The sequence below is a fragment of the Sodalis sp. RH16 genome, assembly GCF_047324245.1.
Lineage (GTDB): Bacteria > Pseudomonadota > Gammaproteobacteria > Enterobacterales > Enterobacteriaceae > Acerihabitans > Acerihabitans ligni.
In genome coordinates this window covers 1,806,850-1,819,354 of record NZ_CP178737.1, presented here as the reverse complement: position 1 = coordinate 1,819,354, position 12,505 = coordinate 1,806,850, and the positions used below count along the sequence as shown (strand labels likewise).

Here is a 12,505-nt window from a genome sequence, read left to right as displayed (position 1 = left end):
TCATCTAGAACAGTCCCATCGGCTGCTCGGAGTAGCTCACCAGCAGGCATTTGGTCTGCTGATAATGCTCCAGCATCATCTTATGGGTCTCGCGTCCGATGCCGGATTGCTTATAACCGCCGAAGGCGGCGTGGGCGGGATAGGCGTGGTAGCAATTGGTCCATACCCGGCCGGCCTGGATGCCCCGGCCCATCTTATAGGCAATATTGCCGTCGCGGCTCCATACGCCGGCCCCCAGCCCGTAATCGCTATCATTGGCCAGCGCCAGCGCCTCGTCCATATCCTTGAACGTGGTGACCGACAGCACCGGCCCGAAGATTTCCTCCTGGAACACCCGCATGCTGTTTTTACCGAACAAGATGGTGGGTTCCAGGTAATACCCTTCGGCCAGTTCCCCTTCCATGGCTTTACGCCGTCCGCCGGTCAGGACTTCGGCCCCCTCTTTTTTACCGATGGCGATATAATTCAGGATGGTATCCATTTGTCCCAAGGAGACCTGCGCCCCCATCATGGTACCGCTATCAAGCGGATTGCCGCTGCGGATTGCCTCGACCCGTTTCACCGCCCGCTCCATAAAACGCTCGTAAATGGACTCCTGCACCAGCGCCCTGCTGGGGCAGGTACAGACTTCGCCCTGGTTGAAGGCGAACAGGGCGAAACCTTCCAGGGCTTTATCGAAGAAAGCGTCCTCTTTTGCCATTACGTCGGCAAAAAAGATGTTCGGCGATTTGCCGCCCAGCTCCAAGGTCACCGGGATCACATTCTGCGAGGCATAACTCATGATTTGCTGCCCCACTTCGGTGGAGCCGGTAAACGCCACCTTGGCGATGCGTTTGGAGGTGGCCAGGTATTCGCCGATTTCACCGCCGGCGCCGTTCACCACATTGATGACCCCGGCCGGCAGCAAATCCTGGATCAGCTCCATCATCACCAGAACCGACAGAGGGGTCAGCTTAGCCGGTTTCAATACGATGCAGTTGCCCGCCGCCAGGGCCGGCGCCATTTTCCAACAGGCCATGAGCAACGGGAAATTCCACGGAATAATCTGGGCGACGACGCCCAGGGGCTCATGAAAATGATAAGCCACGGTATCGCCGTCGATTTCGCTGATCCCCCCTTCCTGCGCGCGGATACAGGAAGCGAAATAACGGAAATGATCGATAGCCAGCGGCACATCGGCGCCGCTGGTTTCGCGGATGGGCTTGCCGTTATCCCAGGTTTCAACCGCCGCCAGCAGTTCAACATTCTGCTCCAGGCGATCGGCGATGCGAAAAAGAATGGCGGCGCGGTTCTGTATGGACATGCCGCCCCATTCCGCTTTGGCCTTATGGGCCGCATCCAGGGCCAGATCGATATCGCCGGGACCGGAGCTGGCGATTTCGCACAGCGGCTGGCCGGTTACCGGCGTCAGATTGACAAAATATTCACCGTTCACCGGCGCGACCCATTCGCCGCCGATAAAATTGTTGTAGCGTGGTTTCAGTTCAAGCGGGTAACCATATTCGCCGGGTATCAGCCGGCTTGAGGGGGGATTGTGAGCCATGGTTTCTCCTTTACACTCAATAGCCTGATCGATGCCTTACCGGCCTTGGAGGGCCGTTATCAGCGAACAACTTCGACACGCGGCGATAAGCCGGTCTGTACGCTATCCGTTAACGTTAGCTTCAGGGAAGCGGGGGAGATAGGCGGGAGAAGAAGGAATTTGCACTTTACGATAGGTCTCACATTTCCGTTTATAACATTTCACTCGTATACACATCGGCCGCCGCCGGCGGCGCCGTTCGGGCAAAACTGGTTCTGGCCAATATACGTCCGGCCATTGCTACCAGCGCCGGCCTTTCCACACACCAGTTCGGCATCACCCGGCGAAAATTGATAAATCCCAGCGAACAGGCCACGGCGATATCCGCCAGGGACAGGGTGGAAGTATTAAGCCATTTACCCTCACCAGCCGCGAGTTCCAGCGCATTCAAGCCCCGGCGGATCTTCTCCCGATGATAGAGGATAAAACTTTCGTTTTGCCGGTCCGCCTGCCGCCGGCACTCCCTGACAATGGCCATCGCGGCATCCGTCACGCCATCCGCCAGGGCTTCCAGTTGGCGCACCCGCAGGGCCTGCAGACGGTCCGCCGGCAGCAGCGCCGGTTCAGCGCATAAAAGCTCAAGATATTCCGCGATAATCGGTGAATCGAAGATGGGCTCCCCTTGCCCGGTTATCAGTACCGGTACTTTACCTAAAGGGTTAACGGCAATGACCTGGGGGTCTTCTTCCCAGGGCGATGCGTTTATGAGCTGGAAGGGGAGACTCTTTTCCAGCAGGATTACCGAAATTTTCCGCACAAACGGGCTGGTGTAACTGCCAATGAGTTTCATCTTCGCCTCCGGTTACCGTCATCCTGACTTTAGTATGGCGCACGCAAGGAGAAACAGTGGAATTCGCCGCGACTGTTGACGCCTCGCGGCCGACTTAGTGGAACGCGATACTGTCCAAAATATGCTTAACCAACAGATCATGGCCTGAAGCACCTGATTCCGGGGTCAATATCTGCAGGGTCACGACGCGCGCGCTGTAAGGCGTGACCAGTATGGTGCCCATCATGGCTTCGCCTTTCATCTCCTGTTTGCTGTCAATACGCAGAAACTTGTGCCCCCCCGCCACGGGCGTGGTCTGGCCGGTTTTTGTCACATGGTTGAATTGGGTCTTGAGGCCGGAAAACGCACCCTGGGCCATTTTATTAAAGGCATCGTCGCTGGTGTCGTTGGCATCCCCGGCGGCGGTGGGAACCTCACTGATGCCCACCACCTGGGAACGGGATTTGTTAACGTACAGGCTGACCACGACGCCTGAATTTTGTCCGGCGACGTCTTTCCGGCTTTGATCAACAAAATCCCCCGGCAATCGCAGAGTGATTTTGCCGTCGAGCACGGCGACGCTGATATCCTGATTCGCCGCAACGGCCGGCGCGTTTGCAGCCGCATCAGGGGTTGGCGAGGCCGGGGTTTGGGTCGCCCCACCGGCAATCGGCAGCGCTGATGCCGCCAGAATGAGCAACGACGTGATAATGGTATAGCGCATGGGCATGGCCTTATCTGTTTTTCAATGATTCGCTCCGGCCCCACCGGACGGTATACCCGTCATACTTCAAGTTGCAGGTGCGTTGGCTTTCCTGCAACTCGAATTATTTAGGGTATACAATGCACAGTGCAAAAAAGCCGACTTTAAAAGCATTGTCATATTAAAAGGATAGCCACTTTTCAAGCGCAGCGGCATTTTTAACATCATATCAGATTAAAAACCATGGCAAAAATCCGGCCCGGCGGATGTTCGCCGACCCGGCAGGGAAGAACGTCACGGGTTAAAAAGGGTCCGTCCGGGGAACCCGGTCCGTTGATAATGCCATCGCTTTCTGATTGTACAGGTCCGCCAGCCGGCCTACCAACGCCGCGCCAATCATGTCGAAGGCATCACTGCCAAGGGCCAGACGTTTGGGCGCGGGATGGATCGACACGGAATCTATCATGGCCGCCACCATTTTGCCGGCATCGCCGGTAGTGGAAAAGGCGCCCGCAGCAACGCTGCGGCGAAAATCGCCCACCGGCGTCGGTTCATACACCGCCATTACCGGCGTACGGGACAGGTTTTCGCCGCCAAAACCGGTGGGGGCCACACCCGGTTCAATAAGCGTAACCTGGATATTGAAGGGCGCGATTTCCGGAATCACCGCCTCATAAAAACCTTCAATCGCCCACTTGCTCAAATGGTAAAAACTCAGGCCCGGGAAAGAGAGCTGTCCTCCCATGGAGGACAGCTGCAAAATCCGCCCCCCGCCCTGGGCGCGCAAATAGGGTAAGGCGGCCCGGGTGACCTGAACCGACCCGATAACATTGGTATCGATTTGCCGGCGGATTTGCTCGTCGGTGGCCTCTTCGGCGGCGCCGGCCACGCCGAAACCGGCGTTGTTTATCACGACATCAATTTTACCGAACCGCTCGAAGGCTTCTTTCACCACCCGCCGTATGGCGGCGGTATCGGTTACGTCCAACTGCGCCACCGCCAGGGTGTTCTCATAGCGGCTTTTCAAATCATCCAGCGCGGCGGTTTTGCGCAGGGTGGCAAACACCCGATCGCCGCGGGCCAATAATTGTTCGGTCAAAGCACGGCCGAAACCACTGGAGGTTCCGGTGATGAACCAGCTTAAAGTCGACATATTTCTTCTCCGCAAATGTGGGGAACAGGCGTAAACCACCCTTCCTGACGAAAACCATTAATAACGCCGCCGGCCCACGTACGATGGGGGTGTTATCAACCGTCGGGACTTATGCTAGTCCTCTGGATTAATGAGATATAGACGAGTAAGCTACACCTGCTTTGAACCTGAGGTTTATAATCGGCATCTATGCTTAACGATCAACTGGATGGAATCACCCCTTTTATGGCGGTAGCCGAGCTGAAAAGCTTTACCGAGGCGGCGGCGCGCCTGGGAGTTACTCCTACCGCGGTCAGCAAGGCCATCAGGGTTCTCGAGCACCGTTACGGCGTGGTGTTATTCCAGCGAACCACCCGGCGGGTCGCCCTGACCGAAGCCGGCGACAGTCTGTACCGGCAAATGCGTCCCGCGGTGGCCGATATGTTGTCGGCCATAGAGACCCTTGAACATTATCGCCACCGGCCGCAGGGAACCCTGCGGGTGACCGCCCCCCGCAATAACACCGCGGATTATCTGTTCAACGCCATCGTTCCCCGCTTCAGGCAAGCCTATCCGGAGGTCATGCTGGATATCTCCCTGGACGACGGATTGGTGGATATCGTTGCCGAAGGATTTGACGCCGGCATTCGTTTGGGAGAATCGGTTGAGGGCGATATGGTGGCGGTTCGCCTGACCCCTGAAATCTCCTGGTCGGTCGCGGCGACGCCGGAGTATTTCATCCGGGCGGGTCGTCCGGTTATCCCGGAAGACCTGTTGCGCCATGAGGCCATTCGTTATCGGTTCGTCACGTCCCGAATCGTTCACCGATGGGAATTTCGCAGCGGCCGGCGGGATTTTGTGGTGGATGTGAAAGGCGGTATTATCGTAAACGACCGCAATCTGCTGATCGAGTTTGCCCTGCAGGGCCTGGGGCTGGCCTTTGTCAGCGATTACGAAGTGCGCCACCATTACGCCGCCGGACGGCTGGAAAGCGTATTGCGGGAATATATTCCCAGCGACAGCGGGGTGTTCCTCTATTTTCCCCAGCGTTCGCAAACGCAGCCGAAACTGCGGGCGTTTATTGATATGGCAAAGGAGGTTGCGTCCCAGCCCGGCTTCCTGGACCGCTTTCGTGAATAACGCACTAGGGGATATTTTTCATCCGCGCCCTTAGGATACAATAATGCGGCATGCTTTTTCGTCCGCTACCTGGGTAAACCGCCGTGAATAAAATCTCTTCGCCACAGGATACCGACCCCGCCGCCATGGCGGGCCTCAGGCAATGTCCGGTCCGCCAGCGCGGGCAGCTCACCCGGTCCGAACCGGACTGGCTGGCGGAAGAGGTGCCGGTGGCGCTGGTGTATAACGGCATATCCCATGTGGTTATGATGGCGACGCCGAAAGAGCTTGAGCAGTTCGCCCTGGGCTTTTCCCTCTCGGAAGGCATTATCGATCACCCCGCTGAAATCTACGGCATGGATGTGATGCCGGCCTGCAACGGTATGGAAGTGCATATTGAGCTGTCCAGCCGCCGATTCATGGCGTTGAAGGAACATCGCCGCGCCATGGCCGGCCGCACCGGATGCGGCGTGTGCGGCGTCGAGCAACTGGACGAAATCGCCAAGCCCATCAGTCCGCTGCCGTTCACCCAGACCTGGCCGCTGGAAAGACTGGACCAGGCGCTGGCCCAGTTGAAAAGCGTGCAGCCCATCGGGCGGCTCACCGGTTGTACCCACGCGGCGGCCTGGATTACGCCGGCGGGAGAACTGACCTTAGGCTGCGAGGATGTGGGCCGTCACGTGGCGCTGGATAAACTGCTGGGCTATCGCGCGCGGGCCGGGGTCATGCCCGGTGCGGTGCTGGTGTCCAGCCGGGCCAGCTATGAAATGGTGCAGAAATCCGCCATGTGCGGCGTGGAAATCCTGTTCGCCGTCTCGGCCGCCACCGCGCTGGCGGTTGACGTGGCGCAGCGGTGCCGGCTTACTCTGGTGGGCTTCAGCAAGCCGGGCCGGGCGACGATTTATACCCATCCCGAGCGAATCCTGGATAGCAAAAGCTAAACATGTTCTTTAAAAGGGACTGATAAACGTTTTCATAAACGTTTAATTAACTATAATGATCGGATTGCTTACGCGGCACTAACATTTATTCCGGGTGCCGCACCACAAAAATGGAGAAGATAACTATGAGCTATACACTGCCATCCTTGCCGTACGCTTACGACGCCTTAGAACCGCATTTTGACAAACAAACGATGGAAATCCACCACACCAAGCATCATCAGACCTATGTCAATAATGCCAATGCCGCGCTCGAAAGCCTGCCTGAATTTGCCAACCTGCCCGTAGACGAACTGATCACAAAACTGGATCAGCTGCCGGCGGACAAAAAAACCCCGCTGCGCAACAACGGCGGCGGCCATTACAATCACAGCCTGTTCTGGAAAGGCCTGAAATTGGGCACCCAGCTTCAGGGTGAATTGAAAACCGCCATCGAACGCGATTTCGGTTCCGTGGACGCTTTCAAGGAAACCTTTGAGAAAGCCGCCGCCACCCGCTTCGGCTCCGGCTGGGCCTGGCTGGTGAAAAAAGGCGATAAGCTGGCGGTGGTCTCAACCGCCAATCAGGACAGCCCGCTGATGGGCGAAGCGATTTCCGGCGCATCAGGCTATCCGATTATCGGCCTGGATGTATGGGAACACGCTTATTACCTGAAATACCAGAACCGCCGTCCTGATTATATCAAAGCGTTCTGGAGCGTGGTGAACTGGGACGAAGCGGCCAAGCGCTTCTCTGAAGCCAAATAACGCCGCTTTATCGGCTGATTAATGAAAAAACCATCCCGCGGGATGGTTTTTTATTTTAACAGCAGTTTATCCGTGAAGGCCTTTTTCGCGCTGATGCGCACGAGATATTCGGTGGTGGACAACACCATGGTGGAGCGCACAATCTGCTGATAGCGCTGCTGCTGCATTCTTACCAGCGCATCGTCCCCCGGCACACGGGAAAAATCCGGCAATGGCGGAAACGCCGTAACGCAATGCAGTTCGCTGAACGGACCGAGAATTTCATCATCGGTAAAACGGTACTCTTTGGGATCGTCCTGCAAGGCCTCATGCAAAGCCAGCAGCAGCTCAGCATCTTCATATTCCTGCCGGCTGATAACCCCCAGGGCATAAACCAATTTCAAACGCACCGGCAGTTCTCCCAGCGGCCCGGCGCCAACCAATAGCGGTTCCACGGCATACTTCACCGCGTAATCATCCTTGCGAAATATTTGAAGCACCAGGATATTGACCGCTTCAGCCAATAAAGTCACCGCCGCTTCCATCAGATCCCTCACCGTCGTACCGGCGTTCAGCTGTTCCAGAACCTGATTTTCATGCAGTTGCGTATTTTCCGTCATCACCTAACACCATGTAAAATCCGGGGACGAGGCAGACCTTATCCCCGGGTCTCGATCATCATTGCATGGCGTTATAAATAGTCACCACCTGCTCAACCACCTCACTGTCTTTTTCAAGACCGGAAACCTGCGCCAACGCAGCCTCCGGCCCAGATTTTTCCAGTAATGCCGCCCATTCCTGCGCCTGGGGATCCTGCTCGCTATGGTAATGCATCGCAGCGGCGATACCTTTCATCAGGTTGTCGTGACGTAGGCCGTATTCCAGCGTGCCGCGCAACGGTTTGATTAACCGATCGCCGGCACTGAGCTTACGCAGCGGCTGGCGGCCGACGCGTTCCACATCGTCGTGCAGATAGGGATTTTCAAAACGCTGCAGGATTTTATTGATGTAAGCGGCATGTTTTTCCGGATCGAAACCGTAGCGGTTAATCAGCACCGCGCCGCTTTCTTCCATCGCCCCCTTCACCACCTGGCGGATCGCCGGATCGAGAATGGCGTCGCGAATGGTTTTATGTCCCGCCTGCTGTCCCAGATACGCGGTAATGGCATGGCCGGTATTTAATGTGAAGAGTTTGCGTTCCACAAACGCCATCAGATTATCGGTCAGTTCCATACCGGCAATGGCCGGCGGCTCGCCTTTGAACTGGGTCTTATCCACAATCCATTCACTGAAGGTTTCAACCGTGACCGCCAGCGGATCCTGGCTGCCGGCCTGGGCCGGCGGGACGATGCGATCCACCGCCGAATCAACGAAACCCACGTTCTGACCGACCCAGTCATGGTACTGGTCCGGCAGCGCTTTCAGCACATGCTGCTTCAATTGGCTGGTGCCGCGCACCATGTTTTCACAGGCGATGATATTCAGCGGACGGGCGTTACCCGCATCATGGCGCTGTATCAGCCCTTTGGCGACGCCTGCGGCTATACGCTCAAGAATCTGCGGGCCGATGGCAGTGGTCACCAAATCCACGGTAGCGATTAACGCCGTCACATCGGGGCTGCCGCTGTGGACGGCGCTGACATTACGCACTATCTCGACCCGAGACTGTTCACCCACGACATGGACTTCATATTCGTGGCGCGCGTTCAACGCATCCAGCACAACCTGATTAACGTCCGCAAATACCACTTCAATCCCGGCATCGGCCAATAGCTTGCCGATGAATCCACGACCGATATTACCTGCTCCGAAATGTAATGCTTTCATAGATTTAACCTTGGATTCTCTTAGCTAAAAAGGGGCCGTGACGGCCCCCTCTCAAATACAACCGGTTCCATCCGTTACGACGCGCTTCTGACCGGCTTCTGGCCTTTCAGCAACTCCAGCACTTCAGCGACGCTGGTGGTGGTGCTTAACCGCGCAATGACGGTTTCATCATCCAGGGCGTTGGTCAGGCTGGTGATGACCTGGATATGTTCATTGTTTCTGGCCGCGATACCGATGACCAGGCGGGCGACATCGTCTTCTTCGTCACCGAACCGGACACCGTCCGGATATTGGCAGAATACGACGCCGGTGCGTAACACCTTATCTTTGGCTTCGATGGTACCATGGGGAACGGCAATGGATTCACCCAGGTAGGTAGAGGTCAGCTTTTCACGTTCCAGCATGGCATCAACATACTCGGGTTGGACATAGCCGCCTTTCACCAGCTGTTCACCGGCGAAGCGGATGGCCTGCTCTTTCTGATCGGCATGCTGTCCCAGGAAGATATTGGCTTCGGTAAGACGGAACAGATTCTGTTCGCTGCCCTCAAAGCTGTCATCCAGGGTCGACAGGACTTTTTGCTGCTTCGCATCGGTCTTTTGCACCGCTACCAGGCGGGCCGTCAGATCGGTATACAGGCCGCTGTCGAGGAAGTTGGTCAGGGAAATATGCTGGGCCTGCGGAGCATGACGCATAGCGCGCTCGGTCAGATCACGGTGGGTAATCACCAGGTCCACATCTTCAGGCAGGTCGTTGATGGCGGCATTGGTCACGCTGATATTTTTCAGCCCGGCCTCATTCACCTTTTTACGCAGAACACCGGCGCCCATGGCGCTGGAACCCATACCGGCATCGCAGGCAACGATGATTTTACGTACCGAGCTCAGGTCGCCGGTGGCGCCGGCGGTAACCGGAGCGGCCATGCCTTTGGACTGGGCTTTCATGTCTTTCACACGACGGGTCGCTTCATCCAGATCATCCCCTTCTTTCGCTTTGGTGCTCTTGAGCAGAATACACGAAATAACAAAGGAGACGGCAAAGGCGGCGACTACCGCGGAGATGTTGGCAAAGTACGACCCTCTGGGCGTCATGGCCAGCACCGCCAGGATGGAACCCGGAGATGCCGGAGACACCAGGCCGCCGTGCAGCAGGCCCAGGGTGAATACGCCGGTCATACCGCCAAGGATTACCGCCAGCAGCAGGCGCGGGTTCATCAGGACGTAAGGGAAGTAGATTTCGTGGATACCACCCAGGAAATGGATGATGGCCGCACCGCCGGCTGATTGTTTAGCGGTTCCGCGCCCGAATATCATATAGGCGGTCAAAACGCCCATGCCCGGACCGGGATTGGCTTCAATCAGGAAGAATATGGATTTGCCGGTAGCGGTAGCCTGCTGAATACCCAACGGTGAGAAGATACCGTGATTGATGGCGTTATTCAAAAACAGGATCTTGCCCGGTTCCACAAAGATGGACGCCAACGGCAGCAAATCGTGGCGAACCATCAGGTTTACGCCGGCGGACAGGAAATGGGAAATGATTTCAACGAACGGCCCGATCAGCAGGAATGCCAGGATGGCCAATATCATGCCGATGATACCGGCTGAGAAGTTGTTAACCAACATCTCGAAGCCGCTCTTGATTTTGCCGTCCACCGCGCGGTCAAAGCGCTTGATGGCCCAGCCGCCTAAAGGACCGGCAATCATGGAGCCCAGGAACATGGGCATATCGGCGCCGGCAATCACACCCATGGTGGTAATGGCACCCACTACGCCGCCACGTTCGCCGCCCGCCAGCCGTCCACCGGTATAACCGATTAACAGCGGCAGCAGATAGGTGATCATCGGGCCTACCAGCTTGGCCAATGTGGCGTTTGGAGTCCACCCGGTGGGTATAAACAGTGCGGTAATAATCCCCCAGGCAATAAAGGCTGCGATATTCGGCATAACCATATTGCTGAGGAAACGGCCAAAATTTTGTACTTTGACCTTGATATCCGATGAAGACATAAAAACTCACCCCTATTGATACGCGCCAGACAATAAGGGCGCGTGAATATTGTTGCGACAGTGTTGCACAAACTGTCAGTAGTTCTATAAGCAGCGCGACTCTACCACGCTCAGTTAGTTAAGCGTACTACCGGGACTAAAGTGTGAGGAATATCACTGGATACCCCCCCTAAAGCACCCTATATTAGTGATTTACATCACAAATAAGCATTGTAAATAAATCACAATTTAACTTTTAGTAAGCTAACAAGGACAGTAATGTGATACATATCACTATTTTATGGGGAGAGTTTGTTTGATAAATGTGAGTTGAGTCACAAATTATTTGTGAGTAAAAATTTTGTTAACAGGTATCGCGGCATTGATATGCGTAAATTTGCGACAGCCTTGGCAAAACAAAACAAGGTTTTGTAAGAAACTTACCGGTAAATGTCTCGCCCGGCGACGAGAATATCTGCCGGGCAAGTCATGCCGATAGGGAAAGCAATATGATGGATCTGCGGCCGTGTCGGCCAAAACCCAGCCGGCGCTTATGCCTCAGGGCAAGGTGGCGCCGCCATTGTTTTGGGCCTGCACCAGCTGTTGGTACTGACTTTCCAGGCCCTTCATCAGTTCATTATACTGCGTCGCCGGCAACCGGTTGGGAAATGACACCGCATTGGCGCCAAAGGTCACCTGATTACCCTGCGTATTGAGGAAATCACCTACCTGCACCAGCGTGGACGACAGTGTGGACGCCGCGGCAATCACCGGCGCCACTTTTTGCACCGGCTGCGTCACCAATTTGGCGTAGGCCTGATCATAAACCGTTTTCAAATCAGCCGGCTGCTTAAGGCCCGCGCGAGCATCATCGGCCTGTTTTTTCAGCTGCGCGATTTGCGGCGCCAGCGCGTTGAGGGCGGCGGCGGATTGCTGCACATCCTGGCGGCGGGTGAGATAATCCTGCGGAACCCTGATCTGGCTAATAAGATCCAATACCGGCAGCAGGCTGGTATTCACCGACTGGGTATATTGCTGGGTAAAGGTCAACAGCACCTGATAATCATTGGTATAAGGCCCGAACTGCTTTTTTTGATCGTCGCTAAGGGTGGGCAGGCGCTCACCACCCGGCAGCACGGTGGTTTGTAGAAACTGAATGAATGCCTTACGTTGATCGGGCTCTTTATCGCCGCAGGCGGTGATCTGCACCGCCAGCAGCATCAATACTGGAATCATCAGCGCATAGCGCAGCTGCGCCAGTCTATCCCTTAACATCATGACCGAATACTCCTGTAAAATATTTCACTGGTTTACTCTGGTTTGCGAATCGCCGCATCCTCATAGCAGCATAAGGATAGCCCACTTTTAGCGGAATAAATACGCTAAAACTGTCCTTTAGTATTACCTATTGGGCAAAACATCTATTGGATAGCACCGGCTATTAGGATAATGGAGAGTGATATTTCATACTTTTTTTGTTGATTGACTATGCAGACTTGATTGATAAACTCATGGCCGTTCAGCATATTCAGGGAGGTATTATCTTTCAATGATTTCCCTCATCAGCATCAAGCCTTAATTTTCATAATATTGCAGTAAGTAAGTTATACCGCTGACAACCCATACTCAATATAAACAATGGTTTCCAATGAGGAATCGTCAATTAATTCATTATTTTCAGTTTGACTATTCGAATAGATAAAGAATCAACATCATTAT

11 protein-coding genes are annotated in these 12,505 nt (G+C 55.2%); 3 read left to right on the top strand and 8 right to left on the bottom strand.

All coding sequences use genetic code 11. The annotated features are described in order from the left end of the window. Positions 1 to 4: 4 nt before the first annotated feature. The 4 genes from ACL2XJ_RS08285 to ACL2XJ_RS08270 all read right to left on the bottom strand — a co-directional run bounded on the left by ACL2XJ_RS08285 (position 5) and on the right by ACL2XJ_RS08270 (position 4,207). Positions 5 to 1,543, bottom strand: a complete 1,539-nt coding sequence (locus ACL2XJ_RS08285) for an aldehyde dehydrogenase family protein (RefSeq protein WP_132924037.1) — start codon at positions 1,541 to 1,543, stop codon at positions 5 to 7. Positions 1,544 to 1,733: 190 nt separating this feature from the next. Beyond that, positions 1,734 to 2,372 (bottom strand): glutathione S-transferase, encoded by a 639-nt coding sequence (locus ACL2XJ_RS08280; RefSeq protein ID WP_413726196.1) that lies wholly within the window; start codon positions 2,370 to 2,372, stop codon positions 1,734 to 1,736. Between the two features lie 94 nt (positions 2,373 to 2,466). Beyond that, on the bottom strand, positions 2,467 to 3,075 hold the full coding sequence (locus tag ACL2XJ_RS08275) for a hypothetical protein (protein WP_413726195.1): 609 nt from the start codon (positions 3,073 to 3,075) through the stop codon (positions 2,467 to 2,469). A 280-nt stretch (positions 3,076 to 3,355) separates the two neighbouring features. Continuing rightward, positions 3,356 to 4,207, bottom strand: coding sequence for an SDR family oxidoreductase (locus ACL2XJ_RS08270; RefSeq protein ID WP_413726194.1), 852 nt, complete (start codon positions 4,205 to 4,207; stop codon positions 3,356 to 3,358). Positions 4,208 to 4,396: 189 nt separating this feature from the next. Between ACL2XJ_RS08270 and ACL2XJ_RS08265 the strand changes: the two genes are divergently transcribed. The 3 genes from ACL2XJ_RS08265 (at position 4,397) to sodA (ending at position 6,992) form a co-directional block, all read left to right on the top strand. Beyond that, the gene (locus ACL2XJ_RS08265; RefSeq protein ID WP_203524285.1) at positions 4,397 to 5,326 is read left to right on the top strand and encodes a LysR family transcriptional regulator; all 930 of its coding nucleotides are present in this window, start codon (positions 4,397 to 4,399) and stop codon (positions 5,324 to 5,326) included. Between the two features lie 125 nt (positions 5,327 to 5,451). Continuing rightward, the gene (gene fdhD, locus ACL2XJ_RS08260; protein ID WP_413726868.1) at positions 5,452 to 6,246 is read left to right on the top strand and encodes a formate dehydrogenase accessory sulfurtransferase FdhD; all 795 of its coding nucleotides are present in this window, start codon (positions 5,452 to 5,454) and stop codon (positions 6,244 to 6,246) included. 125 nt (positions 6,247 to 6,371) lie between these two features. Continuing rightward, positions 6,372 to 6,992 carry a superoxide dismutase [Mn] gene (gene sodA, locus ACL2XJ_RS08255; RefSeq protein ID WP_132924043.1) on the top strand — a complete coding sequence of 207 codons (621 nt, stop codon included), beginning with the start codon at positions 6,372 to 6,374 and terminating at the stop codon, positions 6,990 to 6,992. A 50-nt stretch (positions 6,993 to 7,042) separates the two neighbouring features. On the opposite strand, the gene ACL2XJ_RS08250 is transcribed toward sodA, so the two are convergent. From ACL2XJ_RS08250 to ACL2XJ_RS08235, 4 genes are all read right to left on the bottom strand, one after another. After that, the gene (locus tag ACL2XJ_RS08250) at positions 7,043 to 7,591 is read right to left on the bottom strand and encodes an MltR family transcriptional regulator (protein ID WP_132924044.1); all 549 of its coding nucleotides are present in this window, start codon (positions 7,589 to 7,591) and stop codon (positions 7,043 to 7,045) included. A gap of 58 nt (positions 7,592 to 7,649) precedes the next feature. Then, positions 7,650 to 8,798: a mannitol-1-phosphate 5-dehydrogenase gene (locus ACL2XJ_RS08245; RefSeq protein WP_413726193.1), complete on the bottom strand. Its 1,149-nt coding sequence runs from the start codon at positions 8,796 to 8,798 to the stop codon at positions 7,650 to 7,652. A gap of 74 nt (positions 8,799 to 8,872) precedes the next feature. After that, positions 8,873 to 10,807 (bottom strand): PTS mannitol transporter subunit IICBA, encoded by a 1,935-nt coding sequence (locus ACL2XJ_RS08240; RefSeq protein ID WP_413726192.1) that lies wholly within the window; start codon positions 10,805 to 10,807, stop codon positions 8,873 to 8,875. A 537-nt stretch (positions 10,808 to 11,344) separates the two neighbouring features. Then, entirely contained in the window at positions 11,345 to 12,061 is a 717-nt protein-coding gene (locus ACL2XJ_RS08235) for a DUF3053 domain-containing protein (RefSeq protein ID WP_203524312.1), read from the bottom strand. Positions 12,062 to 12,505 lie beyond the last annotated feature (444 nt).

What these genes read in the sequence shown, in the direction of transcription:
- ACL2XJ_RS08285 (WP_132924037.1), bottom strand. Translation starts at nt 1,543, where the DNA reads ATGGCTCACAATCCCCCCTCAAGCCGGCTGATACCCGGCGAATATGGT.
- ACL2XJ_RS08280 (WP_413726196.1), bottom strand. Translation starts at nt 2,372, where the DNA reads ATGAAACTCATTGGCAGTTACACCAGCCCGTTTGTGCGGAAAATTTCG.
- ACL2XJ_RS08275 (WP_413726195.1), bottom strand. Translation starts at nt 3,075, where the DNA reads ATGCGCTATACCATTATCACGTCGTTGCTCATTCTGGCGGCATCAGCG.
- ACL2XJ_RS08270 (WP_413726194.1), bottom strand. Translation starts at nt 4,207, where the DNA reads ATGTCGACTTTAAGCTGGTTCATCACCGGAACCTCCAGTGGTTTCGGC.
- ACL2XJ_RS08265 (WP_203524285.1), top strand. Translation starts at nt 4,397, where the DNA reads ATGCTTAACGATCAACTGGATGGAATCACCCCTTTTATGGCGGTAGCC.
- fdhD (WP_413726868.1), top strand. Translation starts at nt 5,452, where the DNA reads ATGGCGGGCCTCAGGCAATGTCCGGTCCGCCAGCGCGGGCAGCTCACC.
- sodA (WP_132924043.1), top strand. Translation starts at nt 6,372, where the DNA reads ATGAGCTATACACTGCCATCCTTGCCGTACGCTTACGACGCCTTAGAA.
- ACL2XJ_RS08250 (WP_132924044.1), bottom strand. Translation starts at nt 7,591, where the DNA reads ATGACGGAAAATACGCAACTGCATGAAAATCAGGTTCTGGAACAGCTG.
- ACL2XJ_RS08245 (WP_413726193.1), bottom strand. Translation starts at nt 8,798, where the DNA reads ATGAAAGCATTACATTTCGGAGCAGGTAATATCGGTCGTGGATTCATC.
- ACL2XJ_RS08240 (WP_413726192.1), bottom strand. Translation starts at nt 10,807, where the DNA reads ATGTCTTCATCGGATATCAAGGTCAAAGTACAAAATTTTGGCCGTTTC.
- ACL2XJ_RS08235 (WP_203524312.1), bottom strand. Translation starts at nt 12,061, where the DNA reads ATGTTAAGGGATAGACTGGCGCAGCTGCGCTATGCGCTGATGATTCCA.